This window comes from Pseudomonas sp. SB113, from assembly GCF_040754745.1.
GTDB lineage: Bacteria > Pseudomonadota > Gammaproteobacteria > Pseudomonadales > Pseudomonadaceae > Aquipseudomonas > Aquipseudomonas grimontii.
In genome coordinates this window covers 59,976-80,355 of sequence record NZ_JBFMHW010000018.1, presented here as the reverse complement: position 1 = coordinate 80,355, position 20,380 = coordinate 59,976, and the positions used below count along the sequence as shown (strand labels likewise).

Sequence of the window (20,380 nt, the reverse complement as noted above, 5' to 3'; positions counted from 1 at the left end):
GCGCCTGTACCCACAGGCGCACGACTCCCATGACTCCACCCCTTCCGCGAAGACCCCGCTGGCGCAGCCTCGCCCTGTTGGCCCTGTGCCTGGCACCGCTGCTGTGGCCGCTGGAGCATTTGGCCGAGCGCTACTATCGCAGCGAACTGGCCGGGCAAAACCGCCAGACCCTCGACCTGTACGTCGCCAACCTGCTGGGCACCCTGCATCGCTATGAAGTGCTGCCGCAGATCCTCGGCGACTTGCCGGCCCTGCGCACGGCACTGAGTGCGCCGCAAGTCAGCACCAACCTGGTCAACGCCAACCTGCTGCTCAAGGACGTCGCCGCCCAGGCCGGGGTGGAAGTGATGTATTTGATGGACACCACCGGCAAGACCCTCGCCGCGTCGAATTGGGACAAACAGGACAGCTTCGTCGGACGCAACTTCTCGTTCCGGCCCTATTTCAGCGAAGCCATGGCCGGGCGCCTGGGGCGGTTTTTCGGGCTGGGCACCACCTCGGCCAAGCGCGGCTATTTCTTCGCCGCCGCCGTGCGCGATGGCGACACGATCATCGGCGTCCTGGTGGTCAAGGTCGACCTGGACCACACCGAAAGCCTGTGGGGCAATACCCCGGAACAACTGCTGGTCACCGACCATAACGGCGTGGTGATCCTTACGTCGCGCCCGCAATGGCGCTTCCGTGCCACCCGGCCGCTGACCGCCGAAGAACGCCAGGCCATCATTGCCATCCAGCCCTACCCCACACGCGACCCGCAACCCCTGAGCCTGAGCAACAGCGCATGGCTGCGCCAATCCACCGCCATCGCCGAGACCGGCTGGAATGTGGAAATCCTGGCACCGCAATCCTTGATCAGCCGCCCGGTGCGCACGGTGGTTGCCGTGGGCGGCGCCACGTTGCTGGTGTTGATGCTGCTGCTGGGCCTGATGATGCAGCGCCGTCGCCACTACCTGGAACGCATCGCCTTCGAAGCCAAGGCCCGCCGCGAGCTGGAAATGCGCGTCGCGGAGCGCACCAGTGACCTGGAAGGCCTCAACCGGCGCTTGAAACAGGAAGTGCTGGAGCGCGAGCACGCCCAGCAGGAACTGGTGCGCGCCCAGGATGACCTGGTACAGGCCGGTAAATTGTCGGCGCTGGGCACCATGTCGGCGAGCATCAGCCACGAACTCAATCAACCTCTCGCGGCGATTCGCAGCTACGCGGAAAACGCCGAGATCCTGCTCGACCACGAGCGCACCAGCGATGCCCGGGGCAATCTCAAGCTGATCAGCGAACTGACCGGGCGCATGGCCTCGATCATCGCCCACCTGCGCGCCTTCGCCCGACGCGATCGCCATGCCCCGGAGAGCGTGGCCCTGCAACCAGCGCTGGACGATGCGCTGGCCCTGCTGGCCAAGCGGCGGCGGTCGATGGAAGTCGAGCTGATCCGCGATTTGCCGGAAGCGACCCTGTGGGTGCAGGCGGGCGAAACCCGCTTGCGCCAGGTACTGGGCAACCTGCTGGCCAACGCTCTCGACGCGCTTACCGAAAAAGGCCCGCCGCGCAAACTGTGGCTCAGTGCCGAAACCACCGCCCAGGGCGTCAACCTGTACATTCGCGACAATGGCCCAGGCTTTTGCATGGAAGCGTTGGGCCGTGCCAGCGAACCGTTCTACACCACCAAGACGCGCACCCAGGGCTTGGGCCTGGGCCTGGCGATCTGTGAGACCCTGATGCGTGCCTTTGGCGGCGAACTGCTGTTTGCCAACCACAAGGAAGGGGGTGCGCTATTAACCTTGAAATTGCGCGCCGGCTCGCCGGGCGTCAGTCTGCAACCGTCCGAGGACCGCAGTGTATGAGTATCGATAACCAGATTCAGGTGGTGTTGATCGACGATGATCCACACCTGCGTCAGGCCCTGTGCCAGACCCTGGACCTGGCCGGGCTGAACGTCCTGACCCTGGGCGAAGCCACCGGCCTCACCGCGCGCCTGTCGCGGGATTGGCCGGGCGTGGTGGTCAGCGACATCCGCATGCCCGGCATGGACGGCCTGGAGCTGCTGGCCGAGCTGCACGGCCAGGATCCGGACCTGCCGGTGCTGCTGATCACCGGCCACGGCGACGTGCCGTTGGCGGTGCAGGCCATGCGCGCGGGGGCCTATGACTTCCTCGAAAAACCCTTCGCCAGCGACGCCCTGCTCGACAGCGTACGCCGCGCCCTGGCCCTGCGCCGCCTGGTGCTGGACAACCGCAGCCTGCGCCTGGCCCTCAGTGACCGCCAGCAACTGAGCACCCGCCTGGTGGGGCACTCGCCACAAATGCTGCGCCTGCGCGAGCAGATCGGCGCCCTGGCCGCGACCCGCGCCGATGTGCTGATCCTCGGCGAAACCGGCGCCGGCAAGGAAGTGGTGGCCCGGGCGCTGCACGACCTGTCGAGCCGGCGCAGCGGGCCGTTTGTAGCGATCAACGCCGGAGCGCTGGCCGAGTCGGTGGTCGAAAGCGAGCTGTTCGGTCATGAGCCCGGCGCCTTTACCGGCGCGCAGAAACGCCGCATCGGCAAGTTCGAATTCGCCAACGGCGGCACGTTGTTCCTCGATGAAATCGAGAGCATGAGCCTGGATGTGCAGGTCAAGCTGCTGCGCCTGTTGCAGGAGCGCGTGGTGGAGCGCCTCGGCGGCAATCAACTGATCCCGCTGGATATACGCATCATCGCCGCCACCAAGGAAGACCTGCGCCAGGCCGCCGACCAGGGCCGTTTCCGGGCGGACTTGTACTACCGCCTCAACGTCGCGCCGCTGCGCATCCCACCCCTGCGCGAACGCGGTGAAGATGCGTTGATGCTGTTCCAGCACTTCGCCGACGAAGCCAGCAGCCGCCATGGCCTGCCGTTGCACGAGCTGCAACCGGGTCAGCGCGCGCTGCTGTTACGCCACAATTGGCCAGGCAATGTGCGCGAATTGCAGAACGCCGCCGAGCGCTTTGCCCTGGGCCTGGAGTTGGCGCTGGACAACACGCCGGACAGTCCCGCCAGCGGCGTGCTGACTTCCACACCGGGCGGCTTGAGCGAGCAGGTCGAGCAGTTCGAAAAAAGCCTGATCGCCGCCGAACTGACCCGCCCCCACAGCTCCATGCGCAGCCTCGCCGAAGCACTTGGCGTACCGCGCAAGACCCTGCACGACAAACTGCGCAAGCACGGCCTGAACTTCGCCAACCAAAGCGCTGACGACGAATGACCCTGCCCACCCACCAAGAGGCCCCCATGAGCCGTAACAGCCGTTACCTGGAATCCATCCTCCACCACGACATCCCCCTGACCCGCGAAATGGGCCTCAAGGTACTCGACTGGCAAGACGGGCAACTGCAGCTGCACCTGCCTTTGCAAGCCAATATCAACCATAAGAGCACCATGTTCGGCGGCAGCCTCTACTGCGGCGCGGTGCTGGCGGGTTGGGGCTGGATGCACCTGCAACTGCGCGAGGAAGGGATTGAAGACGGGCATATCGTGATTCAAGAAGGGCAGATCAGCTATCCGCTGCCGGTGACGCAAGACGCGACCGCCATTTGCGCGGCGCCGGAGGAGAAGGTGTGGAAGCGCTTTTTAGCCACCTACAAGCGCTATGGCCGGGCGCGGCTGGCGTTGGACACGTGGATCGTGAATGAGGGCAGTGAAGAGCGGGCCGTTACGTTCACCGGCCAATACGTCCTGCACCGCTAGAAGCCAATACACAAAACAAATGTGGGAGCAAGTCGAATCGTCGCACCGCCCCTCCCACATTTAGATCGGCTGAGGTCTTAAGAGCGGGCCAAGGTCAGCAAGCGCTCACGCCACGCCGCCTTCGCCGGCAACGCCAGGAAAAACGGATTCAACAACGATGCCCGCGCCGGATAGCTGAACGGCTCTCCGCTCAACTCCAGCACCTCGCCGCCCGCCCCTTCCAATACGCCCTGCGCCGCAGCCGTATCCCACTGCGAAGTCGGCGCCAAGCGCGGGTAGCAATCAGCACTGCCCTCAGCCAGCAGGCAGAACTTCAATGAACTGCCGATATTCGCCAGCTTCAATTCCCCCAACCCTTCGCTCAAACCATCCAACAAACGCTCTTGCTCGGGGCTGGTGTGCCGACGGCTGGCGACCACGGTAAACGCCTCACCCACTGCCGGCGCCTCGCGCACCTGGATCTGCCTGGGCGCTTCGTTCACATCGGAACGCCACGCCCCCAGGCCCGCACCGCCGAAGTAGCAACGGCCACTGGTGGGCATGGACACCACGCCAAACACCACGCGGCCTTGTTCGATCAGGGCAATATTGACGGTGAACTCTTCGCTGCCGGCGATAAATTCCTTGGTGCCATCCAGCGGGTCCACCAGCCACCAACGCTGCCAGCCGGCGCGTACGCTCTGGTCGATGTCGGCGTCTTCTTCGGACAGCACCGGGATGCTCGGGTCGAGTGCGGTGAGGCCTGCGAGAATCAGATGGTGGGCGGCCAGGTCGGCCGCCGTTACCGGCGAATCATCGGCCTTGGAGGTCACCGCCACATCGGCGCGCCAGTACGGCAGGATCACTTCACCCGCCTGGCGAGCCAGCTCGATCACAGGGGCGATAAACGGGTGGCCTAAAAACAGTTCGCTCATGCGGTAAACGCTCCACGCTGAATCAACAAATCTCGTACCAGATACAACGCCGCCAGGGCGCGGCCTTCGCTGAATTGCTCGCGTTGCGCAAGCTGCGACAGCTCGCGCAGGTTGACCCGCTCCACGCGCATCGGCTCGGGCTCATCGCCTTCCAGGCGTTCTTCATAGAGTTCGGTGGCGAGCACCACCTGGATTTTCTGGCTCATGTAGCCAGGGGACAGCGACAGCTCGGTAATGTGTTCCAACTGCCGTGCGCCGTAGCCGGCTTCTTCCTTGAGTTCACGGTCGGCCGCCGCCAGCACGTCTTCGCCGGGTTCGATCAGGCCCTTGGGCAAGGACAGTTCATATTCATCGGTGCCGCCGCAGTACTCTTCCACCAGCAATGCATGATCTTCGTCGATCATCGCCACGATCATCACCGCGCCGTAGCCGGCACCGCGGCCCACCAGGCGCTCGTAGGTCCGTTCAACGCCATTGGAAAAGCGCAATTGCACTTCCTCCACGCGGAACAAACGGCTACTGGCGACTATTTCGCGGGCGAGGACGGTGGGTTTCTGGCGCATAAGCGGCTCCTTGGCGTGATCGGGTTACTATACCGTGGCTTTTCCGATTGTCTGTGTCGGATATTTCTACTTACATGAGACCGCCCCATGCCCTCTTTGCCCTGGCACGCCATCGACACTGTCCTGCTGGACATGGACGGCACCCTGCTCGACCTGCATTACGACAACCACTTCTGGATGGAGCACCTGCCCCAGCGCTACGCCGAGCTGCACGGGGTGAGCCAGGCCATGGCCGAGATGGAGTTGCAGCCTCTGTTCGAGCGTAACGCCGGACAGTTGCAATGGTATTGCCTGGATTTCTGGAGTGCGGAACTGAACATCCCGGTACGCGAACTCAAACTGGAAACCGCCCACCTGATCGCCCTGCGCCCGGATGCCGATACCTTCCTGGCGGCAATCAAACAGGCGGGCAAGCGCGTGATCCTGATCACCAACGCCCATCGTGATTCGCTGTCATTGAAGTTGGAACGCATTGAACTGGCGCCGTATTTCGAGCGTTTGATCAGCTCCCACGACTATGGTTTCGCCAAGGAAAACCCACAGTTCTGGGACGCCTTGCAAGCCGACATCCAGTTCGACCCGGCCCGCAGCCTGTTTATCGACGATACCTTACCGATCCTGCGCAGTGCACAGGCGTTTGGCGTGGGGTATTTGCTGGCGGTGAAAGAACCGGACAGCCAAAAAGGGCCGAAGGACACCGGGGAATTTGCAGCAGTCGAGGATTACCGGGATCTCATTGTCGGGCTCTGATCAAATGTGGGAGGGGGCTTGCTCCCGATGGCAGTGTGTCAATCAAAGCTTCCTTGACTGACACGCCGTCATCGGGAGCAAGCCCCCTCCCACCTTTTCGCCCGTGTATTACTCAGGAATACGCAGCGTCTGCCCTGGGTAAATCTTGTCTGGATGGGACAACAGCGGCTTGTTGGCCTCGAAGATCTTGTTGTACAGGTTGGCATTGCCGTACACCGTCAGGGAAATCGCGCTGAGGGTGTCGCCCTTTTTCACCACGACGAAACGGGCGGCGGCAACCGCCGGGCCGGATACGGTGATCTGGTCATCCACACTGGCCACACCGGCAATATTGCCCAGCGCCAGCAGAATCTTCTCTTTCTCTTCCTGGGTCGCGACTTCACCGGTTACGGTCACTTTGTCGCCATCCACCGTGGTCTGCACATTCGGATTACCCAGACCCACCTTCGCCACGTGTTCCTTCAACTGCTCACTGGCGTTTGCATTACCCGGCGTCAACAGATCGATCAACTTCTCGCCGGCTTCCTTTACAAAGCTCAAAAGACTCATGGTGCGCTCTCCTTGATGTTTGATTTCCAGATGCCAAAGACTAGACCAACCCTAAACGCTTGGGTTCCAGCCCGACCAAAGACCCAAACGCGCTAGAATCCCCCCGCCATTGGAATAAGCCCTGGAGCGAAGATGGACATCAAGCAGCTGAAATTCCTCATCGCCCTCGACGAGACCCGTCACTTCGGCCAGGCCGCGGCGCGTTGCCACATCACCCAGCCGACCCTGTCGATGCGTCTACGCAGCCTTGAAGAAGAGCTGGACTTGCCACTGGTCAATCGCGGCCAGCGTTTCGAAGGCTTTACCGCCCCTGGCGAACGGGTGCTGGCCTGGGCACGCACGGTGCTGGCGGCCTATGACGGCTTGCAGGCCGAAGCAGCCGCCTGTCGTGGCAACCTGGTGGGGACGCTGCGCCTGGGTGTGGTGCCGTTGTCGAGCTTTGATCCGCTGGCATTGATGCAACAACTGCACAAGGAGCATCCGAGCCTGCGCTTTGAGCTCTCGGCCCTCAGTTCCGAGCAGATCCTCGAACAGTTGGCGAGCAATCGCCTGGACCTGGGAGTGTCCTACCTCGACCGCCTGGACAACGAACGCTTCGACTCCCTGGCCCTCGGCGAAACCCGCATGGGCCTGCTCTACGACCAGCGCTATTTCAGTTTTGGCGACAAGCCGCTGAGCTGGGAGGCATTGATCGAACTGCCCCTGGGCATGCTCACCAGTGGCATGCACTTCCGTCAGTCCATCGACCACAACTTTCACAGCCGGGGCCTGCACCCGCAGCCCCTGTTACAAACCGACGCCGTCCATCAGTTGTTACAAGCTGTGCATGGCGGGCTGTGCTGCGCAGTCATGCCGCTGGACGGCGGCCTCGACGCCCTCACCGAACACTTGCGCCTGCAACCTATCGAAGACGCCCACACCCTGGCGCGCCTGGGCTTGATCATGCGGCGCAGCGCGCCTCGCTCGGCGCTGGCGGAGGCGTGTTTCGCGCTGTTTCAGAAATCGCAAACAGAGTCTTGATCGACGTCATCTATCGGTAGATCAGTACTGGCAATTAGACGCGACGCTTTGTCGCGCCTAGTCTAAACACTGATCAATCCGCCGGTGGTACTGCCCCATGAACGCCAAGCGCCCAGTCTGCGCGGCGCCTGCTCCGCAAACGTCCGCGCCCGTCGCCAGCCAGAGCTACCAGTTTTGCAACCTTGAACACACCGAAGTCGCCAGCACAGCCTTGGCGGAAGAAGTGGCGTTGGCGATTGCCTATAACGACATCAGCCAGGCAGTCATGCTCGTCACGCCGACGGACCTCGAAGACTTTATTGTTGGGTTCAGCATCGGCAGCGGCATTATCGCCGACGTTAGCGACATTTATGATCTGAAACTCAGCGGTTCGGGCTCGACCCAATACGCTCAGGTACAGATCTCCAGCCGTGCGTTCTGGAACCTCAAGCAGCAGCGTCGCCAATTGGCAGGCACCAGCGGCTGCGGCCTGTGCGGAGTGGAAGCAGTGGAACAGGCCCTGCCGGACCTTAAAGTGCTGCCCGGCGCGCCCTTGCCGCCTGCCGAATGGCTCGACGGCCTGCGCCAGCGCATCAGTGCGTTCCAGCCCTTGGGCCAGTACAGCGGCGCAGTGCATGCGGCCGTGTTCATGAATAACGAGGGTGAATTGCTGATGGGCCGTGAAGACATCGGCCGGCACAACGCCCTCGACAAGTTGATCGGCGCGCTGATTCGCCAACAGATCCCGACCGACGGCGGGCTGGCGATTGTCACCAGCCGTTGCAGCCTCGAATTGATCCAGAAAGTCCTGCGCGCGGGCATCCAGACCCTGGTCAGCCTGTCGTCGCCCACCGGCTTGGCCCTGCAATGGGCCCGCCGGCATAACCTCAATCTCATCCACCTGCCGCAGAAAAGTGCGCCGCGGGTCTACAGCCCTGCGATGGAGAACCAGCCGTGAGCAATCATCATCAAGCCGACCAAACCCCAACCCCGCGCTACAAGCCCTACAAAGGCCCGGCTGGCGGCTGGGGCGCGCTGATCAGCGTGGCACAGGCGTGGTTGACCAGCGACAACGCGCTGAAAAACCTGCGCATGATGCTCAAGACCAACCAGAACGGCGGCTTTGACTGCCCGGGCTGCGCCTGGGGCGACTCGCCGGAAAGCGGCATAGTCAAGTTCTGCGAGAACGGCGCCAAGGCGGTCAACTGGGAAGCCACCAAGCGCCGGGTCGATGCGGCATTCTTCGCCAAACACAGCGTCACCGCGTTGCTGGAGCAAAGCGACTATTGGCTCGAGTACCAGGGCCGCCTGACCGAGCCAATGCGCTACGACGCTGAAACCGACCGCTACACCCCCATCAGCTGGGAGGCGGCCTTCGACCTGGTCGGCAAACACCTCAACGCCCTGCCCAGCCCGGACATGGCGGAGTTCTACACCTCGGGCCGTGCCAGTAACGAAGCGGCGTACCTGTACCAGCTGTTCGTGCGCGCCTACGGCACCAACAACTTCCCGGACTGCTCGAACATGTGCCACGAGGCCAGCGGCGTGGCCCTGGCGCAGAGCGTGGGCGTCGGCAAAGGCACCGTGACCTTTGATGACTTCGAGCATGCCGATGCGATTTTCGTGTGGGGCCAGAACCCCGGCACCAACCACCCACGCATGCTTGAACCGCTGCGTGAAGCGGTGAAACGCGGCGCCCAGGTGGTGTGTATCAACCCACTCAAAGAGCGTGGCCTGGAACGCTTCCAGCATCCGCAGCACCCGCTGGAAATGCTCACCAACGGCGACAAGCCGACCAACACCGCGTACTTCCGCCCGGCGCTGGGGGGTGACATGGCGATTCTGCGCGGCATGGCCAAGTTCCTGCTGCTGTGGGAACGCCAGGCTCAAGCCGAAGGCAAGGACGCCGTGTTCGACCACGCCTTCCTCAATGAACACACCGCCAACGTGCTCGATTACCTGGGCCAGATCGACGATACGTCCTGGGATGAAATCGTCGCCCAGTCCGGCCTGCCCCTGGTCGAGATCGAGCAAGCGGCGCGCATGTACGCCAAGGGCAAGAACGTGATCATGTGCTGGGCGATGGGTATCACCCAGCACCGCCACTCGGTGCCGACCATCCAGGAAATCGCCAACCTGATGCTGCTGCGCGGCAACATCGGCCGCCCCGGCGCCGGCCTGTGCCCGGTGCGTGGCCACAGTAACGTGCAGGGCGACCGCACCATGGGCATCAACGAACGTCCACCGGTGGCGTTCCTCGACGCCCTGGAGCGCCGCTTCCAGTTCCAGGTGCCGCGCACCAACGGGCACAACGTGGTGGAAGCTATTCACGCCATGCTCGAAGGCCGCTCCAAGGTGTTTATCGGCCTGGGCGGCAACTTCGCCCAAGCCACCCCGGACAGCCCGCGCACCTTCGAAGCCCTGCGCAATTGCGACCTGACCGTGCAGATCAGTACCAAGCTCAACCGCAGCCACTTGATGCACGGCAAAGACGCGCTGATCCTGCCGTGCCTGGGCCGCACCGACATCGACATCCAGGCCGAAGGCCCGCAAGCGGTGACGGTGGAAGACTCGTTCAGCATGGTCCACGACTCCAACGGCCAACTGCAGCCACTGTCGAAGTTGATGAAATCGGAACCGGCCATCCTCGCCGGCATCGCCGCCGCGACCTTGGGCAGCAAACCGGTGGACTGGAACTGGTTGGTGGCCGATTACAGCCGCATTCGCGACCTGATCGCCGATACCATCCCAGGCTTCAAGGACTTCAACGAGCGCCTTAAACACCCCGGTGGTTTCTACCTGGGCAACTCCGCCGGTGCACGACGCTGGAACACGCCTTCGGGCCGCGCCAACTTCCGCCCGAACATCCTGCCCAAGGACCTGATCCACGAGCGCACTCACGCCACGGGCCGCGTTCCGGACCTGATCATGCAGTCGATGCGCTCCCACGATCAGTACAACACCACTATTTATGGCCTGGACGACCGCTATCGCGGGGTCAAAGGCCAGCGTGACGTGCTGTTCGTCAACGAAGCCGACATCATCCGCCTGGGCTTCAAGCCGGGGCAGAAGGCAGACATCGTGTCGCTTTGGGAAGACGGTCGTGAGCGTCGGGTGAAGGGCTTCACCTTGTTGGCGTTTGATATTCCGGCGGGGCAGGCTGCGGCTTACTACCCAGAAGTGAACCCGCTGGTGCCGCTGGAAAGCACCGGGGACGGCAGCCATACACCGACGTCGAAGTTCGTGGCGATACGTTTGGAAGCTGCGAGTGACAATGGGCTGATCATGGCGCGTTCGGCCTGACTGATCATTTCGGGCACAAAAAAGGCCGCTTTTGCATAAAAGCGGCCGTTCCGAAGTAGCTAAAGACTCGCAAAAATCACTTAAGTTCCCCAGTTAAAACAGTAACTTATAGAATTGTGTACAACTCGTGTTACTGGTCGGATTTCTATTGTAACCATGTCAATACAGCCTCAGGATCGCGCCGTCATCCTCTTGAGGTCTCTCTATGAAGTTCTCCTCGATTCTCTTGTTGTCCCTTGGCCTGGTCAGTGGCGCAGCCATGGCCGGCGGCACCACCGAAGCCGGTGTGGGCGGCGCATTGGGCGGGGTTCTAGGCTCGGTTGTCGGCCAGCAGTTGGGCGGCAACACCGGTTCGACCATCGGCGCGGCCCTGGGTGGCGCAGGCGGTAGCGCGGTCGGCGCCGACAAGCGCAGCCGCGGTGAAGCAGCCATTGGTGGCGCACTGGGCGCAGCCGGCGGTAACGTAGTGGGCCGCAGTGTCGGCGGCAGCACCGGAGCACTGATCGGTTCAGCGGCCGGTGGTGGCGCGGGTGGTGCGCTGGGCAACTACATGGGCAACAAGAGTGATGACGATGATCGTCGTGGTCGTGATAGCCGCCGTTATGACCGCGATGACCATCGCGGCCGCGGCCATGCCTACGGGCATCGCAAGAACAAGCATCACTACCGTCACCGGTAAGCGCTAAAGAACACTGCAAAACCAATGTGGGAGGGGGCTTGCTCCCGATAGCAGAGAGTCAGCCACTCGTGTGCTGCCTGACCCACCGCTATCGGGAGCAAGCCCCCTCCCACATTGAGTTCCGTGGTGCCTGCAGGCCGAAGTCAGACCACCAACCGCTGCAACGCCTCGCGCAACAACCCCGGGATCGTCACCGGCTGGTTAGTCCCCCGATCCACGAACACATGCACAAAGCGCCCCGCCGCACAGGCATCCTCTTCGCCTGCCTTGAACACCGCCAACTCGTACTGCACAGAGCTGTTGCCCAACTTGCCCACCCGCAGGCCGATTTCCACGCGGTCGGGAAAGGCAATCGATGCGAAGTAATCGCACGCCGAACTCACCACAAACCCCACCACCTCACCCTCATGAATATCCAACCCACCCTGTTCGATCAGGTAGGTATTCACCGCCGTGTCGAAGAAGCTGTAGTACGTGACATTGTTCACATGGCCGTACACATCGTTGTCGTGCCAGCGCGTGATGATTGGCTGGAAGTGACGGTAATCGGCGCGTTGCGGCATTGAGTCAGGCATGGGCACGTCTCATGAAAGTAGGGTTACAGGTCATTCAAATGGGCTTGGGCCCACTCACGCACATCGGCGTAGGGGTAGTCCTCCAGCGCAGCAAAACCGGGAATGCCCCGCGCCTTCAACTTGGTAAACAACGGCACGCTGATACCGCCCAGGAAACGTGTCAGCCGCTCAGCGCCCGGCAATTGGCCGGTGTGCTCATGATGCCTGTGGATAAAATCACCGCACAGCCCCATGAAGTTTTTATCCACAAGCGGCGGCAGGCTCGGCGGCGCCGGCAAATGCGCGACATGGCCGTGGCACACAGAACAGTGCCCGCAGCGCTGCGGTGCATTTTCATCGCCGAAGTACCCGGCCAGCCGCTGCCCCAGGCAATGCTCAGTGGCGAACAGATCAAGCATGGCGTGAATCCGCGCCACTTCCGTCACCTCGTGTTGCTTGAAGCCTGTGTATAACTCGACGCTCAACACCTGTGGGTCAAAGTCGGTATCCAGCAGGCTGTAGACCTCAGTCATCTGCTTGCTTTCCAACTCGATGAGGCCTTGCTCCTGGAAGTAATCCAGCGCCTTCACCACGCGGCTGCGCTCGGCATTGTGTTGCTGGTAAAGCGCGTCGAAATCCACGGTCGCCCAGGTTTTCGCGCGCTTGCACACTTGGATAATCGCCGCGACAAACTGCTGGCGCTCGCCGGAAAAACGCGCCAGCAACGCCTCGGGTTCGATCAGGTACTTGAAGCGGTACTCGGCATAAAACGCGTAGCGCGGCGCTATAACGCCCTTGAGCTCCAGTTGCACCAACAGGGTCTTCAGCGGCAGCTCGCGAATGTTGCTGTGGTCCGATAACGACCGCAGCAAGAACTCCCACTGGCCGTCACTCCTCGCCGCCTGTAGCTCCTCCAGCACACGGCGAATACCGTCCTGCTCGGGCGTATCGCCATACACAAAGTTTTCCAGCACATTGAGGCTGTCGCGGTTGGCCAATACCAGGCAGTCCGAGGGCAGCCCATCACGCCCCGCGCGGCCGATTTCCTGGCTGTAGTTCTCGATGGATTTGGGCAGGTCAAAATGCACCACATTGCGGATGTCACTCTTGTCGATGCCCATGCCGAACGCGATGGTGGCGACGATGCAATTGGAGCGCCCACCCATGAAGCGCTGCTGGATGCCCTCACGCCTGTCGTGGGGCAAGCCGGCGTGATACGCCTCGGCCTGGATGCCGTTGCGGTTCAGATGCTCGGCAATCTGCTCGGCGGTTTTTTGCAAGGTGACATAGACGATGCTGGGCTGGTTGGCCCGCTCGTTCATCCACTGCACCAGGCGACGACGTTTGTCCGCACCGGCGACCGGCTCCACCAACAGGTTGAGGTTAGGCCGGTAGAAGCCCGTGGTGACCACGTCGTCCGGTGCAATGGCGAACTTGGCCTGCATGTCGGCAATCACCTTGGGCGTGGCCGTAGCCGTCAGCAGCAGCGCTTGTGGGATCTTGAACTGGCGCTGGTAGTCCGGCAGCTTCAAATAGTCCGGGCGGAAGTTGTGACCCCACTCGGAAATACAGTGCGCCTCATCCACCACCAACAGCGAGATCTGCACACTTTGCAGGAAGTTGCGAAAGCGCTCGTTCTTCAAGCGTTCCACGGAAATCATCAGGATTTTCAACTCGCCCGAACGCGCACGAGCCATCACGTCATTGGCGTCCTCACGACTTTGCGCCGAATCGATACTGCCCGCCGAAATACCGTGGCGCTGCAGGAAGCCCAACTGGTCCTGCATCAACGCCAACAGCGGCGACACCACCAGCGTCAGGTGCGGCAGCAACACCGCCGACAGCTGATAACACAGGGACTTGCCCGACCCCGTAGGAAAAATGGCCGCAGCCGAACGACCGGCCAGTACGGCGCTGACCGTTTCTTCCTGGCCCAAACGAAACTGTGGATAACCAAAGACCTGCTGGAGGGTGTCGTGCATAGGCTGTCACTCCATTGACCGCTGAAAGTGGCTTAAAAACGTAGCCCAGTAAGTTCAGCGAATCGAGAAAGGTCGCATGGAAAAAAGAGACAGGATGATACACAGGGTGCAGCAATGGCCTTGGGCCAAATTCGACAAGTTCGACTGTGGATGTAGGAACACCACAAACCAAATGTGGGAGGGGGATTGCCCCCCTCCCACATTTCAGAACTGCGCTACAGCTGAATCAGCGGTTCTGCACCCGCTCAATCGCCGTGTCATACACCGGATTGGCCTTCTGTTCCTTGGCCAACTGGTAGTGACGCAACGCATCCGCGAACTGCCCCGCCGCTTCGTAGATCCGCGCAATGTTGTAGTAGGCACCTGCACGCACGGTGGCAGCATTGGCGCCGGTGGCAAGGGCGATAGCCTTGCGGTTGGCCCAGATCGACTCGGCAGTGTTGCCGGCTTTCTGATACGCCAGGCCAAGGTTGCCGTAGGCCTTGCCGAACCCATTGTCCAGCTCGATAGCCTGGCGGAACAGGTCGATGGCCTGGTCAAGTTTGCCGGCCTGGTAGGCCGCTTCGCCCTGAAGGTTCAGACGTTTCGCATCGGTTTGTACGGAAGAGCTGACGGTGACTGCGGTGACCGCCACGCTGTCATCCAGCAGCGGTTTGACTTCGTTGAGCACATTGGCGGCATTCACTGTCACGCCGCTGAAGGTGTTGATGTCCTGGAAGTCACCGCTGCCGGTCATGCGGAACACCGTCCACAGGTTGCCGCTGCGGTTCTTAGGCACGTAGTAAGTACGCACCAGCGATTGGCCCATGTACACGAACACCTTGGCTTCGCTGTCGGACAACTGGCGCGAGCCTGGGTTGCCGCCATTGCTGTAGTCGTGCACGGCATAGACGTAGCTTTCGCCGTAGTGCTTTTTCTGCAGGGTGATGGTTTCCGGACCGTAGCTGTCGGTGTCATCCACATCCAACTCGGCGTCGGTACCCTTCTGGTTCTCGAAGTAGATGTTATTGCCGGGGAAAATCATGTGGGAATCGAGGTCACTCGGCGTCTTGCCCCAGGTCAGCACCACACGCAGGCCATCGAGGTTTTCCATCACCGGGCTGATGGCGTAGGTCATGCCCGCGCATGGGCACTTCACCACCAGGTTGGAGTAGCCAGGTTTCTTGATGATCAGCAGGTTGCTCGCATCATCGGCGGCCTCACTGGTCAGCGTCACTTGGCCCTGGGCGTTGGTGCGGCCCACCACATTCTGTGCGCCGTTACGTTGCAGCAGCACTTCGGCATCAGCGATTTTCTGGTCCTTGACCACCGCACTGAGCACTTCGATCGGCAACTGCCCGGCCTGGACCGAAAAAGCCACCGCACACAATGACATCGCCGAAGCAACACGAAGCAAACCCATGCTTAACTCCCTTTAAGTAGCGGGCGGAAATCGCCCTACAAGATTTTTGCGGTGAAACATACGCTGAATTCCGAGTGTCGGCGGATTTTTTGTACAGAATGTGACGTGGTTTTTATCCCGCCTTCCCGTTGAAGCATTGCGCTACAATCAAACCTTGCTACCCAGGAGTGCGCTGCGATGAGCGAACTGACGTTTGAGCAAAAACAGGATCATTACCACAAGATCCGCCGTTCCAATTACCTGGCCAGCCTGCGCCTGGAAGGGTTCGACACCCAACCGGCCGACGTCGACAAACCCCTGCCGACCCGCGAAACCGTGCTTGCCAAGTACCGCAACACGCCACGCTGATGCTCGACAAATACGGGGTGGGTCAGGATCCGTACTGCTATCCCGGTAGCAGCGTCCTGCGCAACCGCCTCGATTTGCTCGACGAAACTCGCCTGCACCAGGCTGAGCGGGAATTATCCGAAATCGCCGTAGGCAGCCTCCCGCTCTTCCCCCCGCCCTACGACCTCGAACGCCTGCAACACATCCACCGCACGCTGTTCGGTGACGTCTACGACTGGGCCGGTGAGCTACGCAGCGTCAACATCCAAAAGGGCGACACCCTGTTCTGCACCCCGGAACGCATCCCACCGGAAGCCGCGAAGATCATCCGGCAGATGGCCGAGGCCAACTGGTTTGTCGGCGCCAGCCAAACCGAGTTGGTGAGCAAGATTGCCGAAGCTTATGGCGACCTCAACGTCATCCACCCTTTCCGCGAGGGCAACGGCCGGGCGCAGCGGATTTTGTTTGAACAGATCATCGTGAACGCGGGGTTCTCGGTGAACTGGTGGCTGGTCAAACACGCGGCATGGATACCGGCGAATATTGACGCGGTGGCGTGTGATTATCGGGGCTTGGAGGCGATTTTTGAGCGGTGTATCAGCAGGCCTGCCGGGCAGTGATCGTTCCTCACGCTCTGCGTGGGAACGATCTGAAATCTAAGCAACACCCTTTGTAGGAGCGAGCTTGCTCGCGAACATCATCAACGATGACGCGGTAAACCAGAACAAACGCGGCGTCCTTGAGTTTTTCGCGAACAAGTTCGCTCCTATAACCGACCCGCTTTGCTTGTTAAATCACTGCCAAGCCACAAATGCCGGAAACGGCCGTAGGAAACCTCCAAACACCGCGACATCCCCTTCCCAAACTGCTCCAAACACCCGCTTGACCCTCTACAGAAGTTACCCGTAGCTGAATGAAAATAGCGCGGTCTCAACTTTCTCGGCAGAAACCTGTGAACATCGAAAGGACTCAACACATCGGCCACTATGACGTCATCTTCACAGAGATTCGCTTCACTGTTGTGCCTGACAATCGGCATGCTTTGGTCAATCTATGCCTGCTTGAAACAAAAACGGCAGCGCGACAAGTGCGCGATCAGATACGTAGGCTGTACGAAAAAATGCTGGCCAGCGATTTGCCATGCGAAATGGCGGTCGCGATTTCCCATCCTTTGAGACGGAATCAGGCCGATCGGTTAAACGACCAAAACGTGCTCATCAAACAAATAATCTCCGGAGCGGTTAAAGCACCGGGGATTGCCATTTCAACCGTAACCGCGGGCTTCGTTGGAGATACGATTTCCGGCAAGCTTCGTAGATATCACGCTGGAGACATCATTATCGGTCTGGATGCCAGTGTGAGAGGAGACATAGGGCCTCAGCGGTCAACACTCTCAATGCATGTCTACTCGGACGAGTCTTAGTGACATGGCCCTTTACCTTCAATCCGCTTCCTTTCTCATTATCTATTTGGTGCTGCACTACCAAATCACAGACCCAATGCTCAGAAAGCACTTCGCAGTCACATGCCTTACAACAGGTCTTATTTTGACGTTCCTACTACCCTATGTAGCGGTGATCCTCAGAATGCCCCTCCTACCTGTCTTTGTATTCTTGATAGGCTTGGCGCTCTTCATCACTCGAAACAAATACCGCCTCCAACGCAACCAGCCCCTTCATCCACTCCAGCGTGCCCCCACCATGAACCTCGCCCCCAACGTCCCCGAAGACCCTGTCATGCAGCAACTCCTGCAACTGCTGCACGAAGAAATCGGCCTGCCGAAACACAAGACCGTCCGCCTGCAAACCTCGCTCAATTTCGACCTGGGCTGTGACGGCAGTGAAGCCAAGCAACTCATGGAAGCGCTGGAGCAGGAATTCGCCCTCGACCTGGGCGACTACGACACTTATCGTTACTTTAACCCACCGGTTTTTGACGTGTTCCTCAAACGCCGGGGCAAGGGGCATGGCGACAAGGTCCCGCTGACCATCGGCATGCTCTACCTGGCCATCAAGACCCACAGCTGGGACACACAGACACTGGAAAACCTCAGCTGAGCGAACACCGGCCCCGCACTCAAAACAACTAAGGACCTTACATGGACGTAACAATGGGCCTGCTGGCCGCCCTGCTCTGGGGTGGTACGGATTTCCTCGTGGGTCTCAACGCCAGGGCCGTGGGCGTTAAGCGCGCGGTGTACTTCGGCCAGGCCCTCGGCTTCGTGATCATGACCTTGCTGCTGATCATCTTCCCCGCCTTGCTCTTCAAATCCCTGAACGCCTCGATGAGCGTCTGGCTGCTGGGCATTGCCGCCGCACTGTTCACCGTCTCCGGCGCCCTTGCCCTGTCCAAGGCCTTCGCCCTGGGCAAAGCCGCCATCGTGGCGCCGCTGGTGACGTCCTACGGCGTCGTCACCACACTGCTGTCCTGGGCCAGCGGCGAACACATCAGCCTGATCCAACTCGGTTGCATCGCCCTGTGCGTCATCGGCGTGATCCTTTCCAGCCTCCACAAGGACAATGGCATCCCGCACAGCAGTTCAAACCGCTCCATCGCTTACGCGATGCTTGCCGCGTTGCTATACGGCACGAGCTTCTGGCTACAAGGTCGCTACACACTGCCCGCGCTGGGGCCGATCACCATGCTTTGGCTCGGCTACCTGGTAGGGCTGTGCGTGCTGGTGGTGATGGTGCTGAAGATCAAGGACGGCCTGAAGATTCCGCCGCTGAAAAACTGCGCCACGCTGACAGGGGCAAGCCTGATGAACCTGGGGGGATTTTCGGCGTTTTCGTGGGGAGCGATGGCGGGGTCGGTTTCGGTGGTGACGGTGATCAGTACGTTATCAGGGGGGATTGCGGCGATTTTGGGGTTTGTGTTTTTCAAGGAGCGGTTGTCGGCGGTGCAAGTGCTGGGGGTTGTGCTGGTGCTAGTCGGGGCGGTGGTCCTGCATATCGTCGACTAACCTTTCACGCACAAAAAAGCCGCCCACAAGGGGCGGCTTTTTAACCGCTTTCGAATCTTACAACTTCGGACCCGCAGCCTTGATCGCGTCGCTCACTTCAAACTTCTTGAAGTTCTCGATGAACAGACCGGCCAGCGCCTTCGCTGCTTCATCGTAAGCCGCCTTGTCAGCCCAGGTGTTACGTGGGTTCAACAGGCCGGTCTCAACGCCCGGTACGGTCAATGGCACGTCGAGGTTGATGGTGTCGAGGTGTTCGGTTTCAACACCGATCAACGCGCCGCTCTGGATCGCTGCGATCACGCCGCGAGTGGTCGGGATGTTGAAGCGCTTACCGACGCCGTAGCCGCCGCCGGTCCAGCCGGTGTTGACCAAGTAGACCTTGGAGCCGAAGCCGCGGATGCGCTTGATCAGCAGCTCTGCGTATTCGCCGGCCGGGCGTGGGAAGAACGGCGCGCCGAAGCAGGTGGAGAAGGTCGACTTGATGCCGCTGCCCGAACCCATTTCGGTCGAGCCCACCAGTGCGGTGTAGCCGGACAGGAAGTGGTAGGCCGCTTGTTCTTCGCTGAGGATGGACACTGGCGGCAGTACGCCGGTCAGGTCGCAGGTCAGGAAGATCACCGCGTTTGGCTCGCCGCCCAGGTTCTTCTCGGAACGCTTGGCAACGTGCTCCAGCGGGTAGGCGGCACGGCTGTTCTGGGTCAGGCTGACATCGGCATAGTCGGCGTGCTTGGCGTCGTCGATGACGACGTTTTCCAGTACGGCGCCGTGCTTGATGGCTTTCCAGATAACCGGTTCGTTCTTCTCGGACAGGTCGATGCACTTGGCATAGCAACCGCCTTCGATGTTGAACACCACACCTTCGCCCCAGCCGTGTTCGTCGTCACCGATCAGGTAACGGCTTTCGTCGGCGGACAGGGTGGTCTTGCCGGTGCCGGACAGGCCGAAGAACAGGGTCACGTCGCCTGCTTCGCCAATGTTGGCGGCGCAGTGCATCGGCAGTACGTCGGAAGCCGGCAGCAGGTAGTTCTGCACCGAGAACATGGCTTTCTTCATTTCACCGGCGTAGCGCATGCCGGCGATCAGCACTTTTTTCTGGGCGAAGTTGAGGATCACGCAACCGTCGGAGTTGGTGCCGTCACGCTCAGGCACGCACTCGAAGTTGGCCACGTTGAGCACTTGCCACTCGTCACGGTCGGCCGGGTTGTACTGGGCGGGGTTGATGAACAGGCAACGACCGAACAGGTTCTGCCAGGCAGTCTGGGTGGTCATCTTCACGGCCAGGTAGTGGTCTTCGGCAGCCCCTACGTGAACATGGGAAACGAAGTGCTCCTGCGCGTTGTTGAACGCCTCGACGCGCGCCCACAGTGCATCGAACTTGTCGGCCGGGAACTTGCGGTTGATCGGGCCCCAGGCGATGGAATCCTGGGTGGAAGGCTCTTCAACGATGAAACGGTCGACTGGCGAACGGCCGGTACGGTGACCGGTTTCTACGACCAGCGCGCCGGTATCGGCAAGCACGCCTTCACCGCGCTGCAGGGCTTCTTTGACCAGATCGTCAACACTCAGATCGGTGTATACGGCGTTATTGGCTTGCGTCATGAGGTTCCCCGTCGGCCTATGGCCGAGTGCTCCAAACGTTTTGTAGTAGAAAGTTGCGCACTACTACCGCGAAAAAAGTGGGCCGGATTATGCCAGAAAAGCCC

Annotated in this window: 20 protein-coding genes; 13 read left to right on the top strand and 7 right to left on the bottom strand. The window is 60.8% G+C overall.

Annotation, left to right across the window (positions count from 1 at the left end; all coding sequences use genetic code 11):
- The first annotated feature begins 29 nt into the window (after positions 1–29).
- Genes AB1462_RS22120 through AB1462_RS22110 form a run of 3 tightly spaced genes read left to right on the top strand, consistent with a single transcriptional unit; the run spans position 30 to position 3,693 of the window.
- Complete coding sequence (locus tag AB1462_RS22120) at positions 30–1,838, top strand: ATP-binding protein (RefSeq protein WP_090401077.1); 1,809 nt, start codon at positions 30–32, stop codon at positions 1,836–1,838.
- On the top strand, positions 1,835–3,211 hold the full coding sequence (locus AB1462_RS22115; protein ID WP_090401078.1) for a sigma-54 dependent transcriptional regulator: 1,377 nt from the start codon (positions 1,835–1,837) through the stop codon (positions 3,209–3,211). The genes AB1462_RS22120 and AB1462_RS22115 overlap by 4 nt, the downstream gene beginning before the upstream one ends.
- Positions 3,212–3,237: 26 nt before the next feature.
- Positions 3,238–3,693, top strand: a complete 456-nt coding sequence (locus AB1462_RS22110) for a thioesterase domain-containing protein (protein ID WP_259194611.1) — start codon at positions 3,238–3,240, stop codon at positions 3,691–3,693.
- 77 nt (positions 3,694–3,770) lie between these two features.
- On the opposite strand, the gene cysQ is transcribed toward AB1462_RS22110, so the two are convergent.
- Both cysQ and nudE read right to left on the bottom strand, forming a co-directional pair.
- A complete protein-coding gene (gene cysQ / locus AB1462_RS22105) occupies positions 3,771–4,607 on the bottom strand; it encodes a 3'(2'),5'-bisphosphate nucleotidase CysQ (RefSeq protein WP_090401079.1) in 837 nt (278 codons plus the stop codon).
- Positions 4,604–5,170: an ADP compounds hydrolase NudE gene (nudE, locus tag AB1462_RS22100; RefSeq protein WP_090401080.1), complete on the bottom strand. Its 567-nt coding sequence runs from the start codon at positions 5,168–5,170 to the stop codon at positions 4,604–4,606. Before nudE ends, cysQ begins: the two co-directional genes overlap by 4 nt.
- Before the next feature lie 87 nt (positions 5,171–5,257).
- On the opposite strand from nudE, the gene yrfG reads away from it, so the two are divergent.
- Positions 5,258–5,920: a GMP/IMP nucleotidase gene (gene yrfG, locus AB1462_RS22095; protein WP_090401081.1), complete on the top strand. Its 663-nt coding sequence runs from the start codon at positions 5,258–5,260 to the stop codon at positions 5,918–5,920.
- Positions 5,921–6,028: 108 nt separating this feature from the next.
- Here yrfG and lysM read toward each other — a convergent pair whose 3' ends face one another.
- Positions 6,029–6,469 carry a peptidoglycan-binding protein LysM gene (gene lysM, locus AB1462_RS22090; protein ID WP_053140321.1) on the bottom strand — a complete coding sequence of 147 codons (441 nt, stop codon included), beginning with the start codon at positions 6,467–6,469 and terminating at the stop codon, positions 6,029–6,031.
- Between the two features lie 132 nt (positions 6,470–6,601).
- On the opposite strand from lysM, the gene AB1462_RS22085 reads away from it, so the two are divergent.
- The 4 genes from AB1462_RS22085 (at position 6,602) to AB1462_RS22070 (ending at position 11,450) form a co-directional block, all read left to right on the top strand.
- On the top strand, positions 6,602–7,489 hold the full coding sequence (locus tag AB1462_RS22085; protein ID WP_048725293.1) for a LysR family transcriptional regulator: 888 nt from the start codon (positions 6,602–6,604) through the stop codon (positions 7,487–7,489).
- Between the two features lie 97 nt (positions 7,490–7,586).
- Positions 7,587–8,426 (top strand): formate dehydrogenase accessory sulfurtransferase FdhD, encoded by an 840-nt coding sequence (gene fdhD / locus AB1462_RS22080; protein WP_259194612.1) that lies wholly within the window; start codon positions 7,587–7,589, stop codon positions 8,424–8,426.
- The gene (locus tag AB1462_RS22075) at positions 8,423–10,771 is read left to right on the top strand and encodes an FdhF/YdeP family oxidoreductase (protein WP_259194613.1); all 2,349 of its coding nucleotides are present in this window, start codon (positions 8,423–8,425) and stop codon (positions 10,769–10,771) included. Before fdhD ends, AB1462_RS22075 begins: the two co-directional genes overlap by 4 nt.
- A gap of 205 nt (positions 10,772–10,976) precedes the next feature.
- The gene (locus AB1462_RS22070; RefSeq protein WP_090401085.1) at positions 10,977–11,450 is read left to right on the top strand and encodes a glycine zipper domain-containing protein; all 474 of its coding nucleotides are present in this window, start codon (positions 10,977–10,979) and stop codon (positions 11,448–11,450) included.
- A 143-nt stretch (positions 11,451–11,593) separates the two neighbouring features.
- On the opposite strand, the gene AB1462_RS22065 is transcribed toward AB1462_RS22070, so the two are convergent.
- The 3 genes from AB1462_RS22065 to AB1462_RS22055 form a co-directional block, all read right to left on the bottom strand.
- Entirely contained in the window at positions 11,594–12,025 is a 432-nt protein-coding gene (locus AB1462_RS22065) for an acyl-CoA thioesterase (RefSeq protein ID WP_367247919.1), read from the bottom strand.
- A gap of 23 nt (positions 12,026–12,048) precedes the next feature.
- Positions 12,049–13,986 (bottom strand): ATP-dependent DNA helicase RecQ, encoded by a 1,938-nt coding sequence (locus AB1462_RS22060; RefSeq protein WP_090401087.1) that lies wholly within the window; start codon positions 13,984–13,986, stop codon positions 12,049–12,051.
- A gap of 226 nt (positions 13,987–14,212) precedes the next feature.
- Positions 14,213–15,388: a tetratricopeptide repeat protein gene (locus AB1462_RS22055; protein WP_090401088.1), complete on the bottom strand. Its 1,176-nt coding sequence runs from the start codon at positions 15,386–15,388 to the stop codon at positions 14,213–14,215.
- Positions 15,389–15,565: 177 nt separating this feature from the next.
- On the opposite strand from AB1462_RS22055, the gene AB1462_RS22050 reads away from it, so the two are divergent.
- From AB1462_RS22050 to AB1462_RS22030, 5 genes are all read left to right on the top strand, one after another.
- Positions 15,566–15,736, top strand: coding sequence for a YhfG family protein (locus AB1462_RS22050; RefSeq protein WP_083221252.1), 171 nt, complete (start codon positions 15,566–15,568; stop codon positions 15,734–15,736).
- A complete protein-coding gene (locus AB1462_RS22045) occupies positions 15,736–16,335 on the top strand; it encodes a putative adenosine monophosphate-protein transferase Fic (protein ID WP_090401089.1) in 600 nt (199 codons plus the stop codon). Before AB1462_RS22050 ends, AB1462_RS22045 begins: the two co-directional genes overlap by 1 nt.
- A gap of 332 nt (positions 16,336–16,667) precedes the next feature.
- Positions 16,668–17,138, top strand: coding sequence for a hypothetical protein (locus tag AB1462_RS22040; protein ID WP_367247918.1), 471 nt, complete (start codon positions 16,668–16,670; stop codon positions 17,136–17,138).
- Between the two features lie 277 nt (positions 17,139–17,415).
- Entirely contained in the window at positions 17,416–17,772 is a 357-nt protein-coding gene (locus AB1462_RS22035; protein ID WP_090409817.1) for a DUF1493 family protein, read from the top strand.
- 53 nt (positions 17,773–17,825) lie between these two features.
- Positions 17,826–18,677, top strand: coding sequence for a DMT family transporter (locus AB1462_RS22030; RefSeq protein ID WP_090401091.1), 852 nt, complete (start codon positions 17,826–17,828; stop codon positions 18,675–18,677).
- Positions 18,678–18,734: 57 nt separating this feature from the next.
- Here AB1462_RS22030 and AB1462_RS22025 read toward each other — a convergent pair whose 3' ends face one another.
- On the bottom strand, positions 18,735–20,276 hold the full coding sequence (locus AB1462_RS22025; RefSeq protein ID WP_367247917.1) for a phosphoenolpyruvate carboxykinase: 1,542 nt from the start codon (positions 20,274–20,276) through the stop codon (positions 18,735–18,737).
- Between the last annotated feature and the right edge of the window lie 104 nt (positions 20,277–20,380).

Bases quoted from the DNA above. Each gene is read 5' to 3' on its own strand.
- AB1462_RS22120 (WP_090401077.1), top strand. From the start codon at position 30: ATGACTCCACCCCTTCCGCGAAGACCCCGCTGGCGCAGCCTCGCCCTG.
- AB1462_RS22115 (WP_090401078.1), top strand. From the start codon at position 1,835: ATGAGTATCGATAACCAGATTCAGGTGGTGTTGATCGACGATGATCCA.
- AB1462_RS22110 (WP_259194611.1), top strand. From the start codon at position 3,238: ATGAGCCGTAACAGCCGTTACCTGGAATCCATCCTCCACCACGACATC.
- cysQ (WP_090401079.1), bottom strand. From the start codon at position 4,607: ATGAGCGAACTGTTTTTAGGCCACCCGTTTATCGCCCCTGTGATCGAG.
- nudE (WP_090401080.1), bottom strand. From the start codon at position 5,170: ATGCGCCAGAAACCCACCGTCCTCGCCCGCGAAATAGTCGCCAGTAGC.
- yrfG (WP_090401081.1), top strand. From the start codon at position 5,258: ATGCCCTCTTTGCCCTGGCACGCCATCGACACTGTCCTGCTGGACATG.
- lysM (WP_053140321.1), bottom strand. From the start codon at position 6,469: ATGAGTCTTTTGAGCTTTGTAAAGGAAGCCGGCGAGAAGTTGATCGAT.
- AB1462_RS22085 (WP_048725293.1), top strand. From the start codon at position 6,602: ATGGACATCAAGCAGCTGAAATTCCTCATCGCCCTCGACGAGACCCGT.
- fdhD (WP_259194612.1), top strand. From the start codon at position 7,587: ATGAACGCCAAGCGCCCAGTCTGCGCGGCGCCTGCTCCGCAAACGTCC.
- AB1462_RS22070 (WP_090401085.1), top strand. From the start codon at position 10,977: ATGAAGTTCTCCTCGATTCTCTTGTTGTCCCTTGGCCTGGTCAGTGGC.
- AB1462_RS22065 (WP_367247919.1), bottom strand. From the start codon at position 12,025: ATGCCTGACTCAATGCCGCAACGCGCCGATTACCGTCACTTCCAGCCA.
- AB1462_RS22060 (WP_090401087.1), bottom strand. From the start codon at position 13,986: ATGCACGACACCCTCCAGCAGGTCTTTGGTTATCCACAGTTTCGTTTG.
- AB1462_RS22055 (WP_090401088.1), bottom strand. From the start codon at position 15,388: ATGGGTTTGCTTCGTGTTGCTTCGGCGATGTCATTGTGTGCGGTGGCT.
- AB1462_RS22050 (WP_083221252.1), top strand. From the start codon at position 15,566: ATGAGCGAACTGACGTTTGAGCAAAAACAGGATCATTACCACAAGATC.
- AB1462_RS22045 (WP_090401089.1), top strand. From the start codon at position 15,736: ATGCTCGACAAATACGGGGTGGGTCAGGATCCGTACTGCTATCCCGGT.
- AB1462_RS22035 (WP_090409817.1), top strand. From the start codon at position 17,416: ATGAACCTCGCCCCCAACGTCCCCGAAGACCCTGTCATGCAGCAACTC.
- AB1462_RS22030 (WP_090401091.1), top strand. From the start codon at position 17,826: ATGGGCCTGCTGGCCGCCCTGCTCTGGGGTGGTACGGATTTCCTCGTG.
- AB1462_RS22025 (WP_367247917.1), bottom strand. From the start codon at position 20,276: ATGACGCAAGCCAATAACGCCGTATACACCGATCTGAGTGTTGACGAT.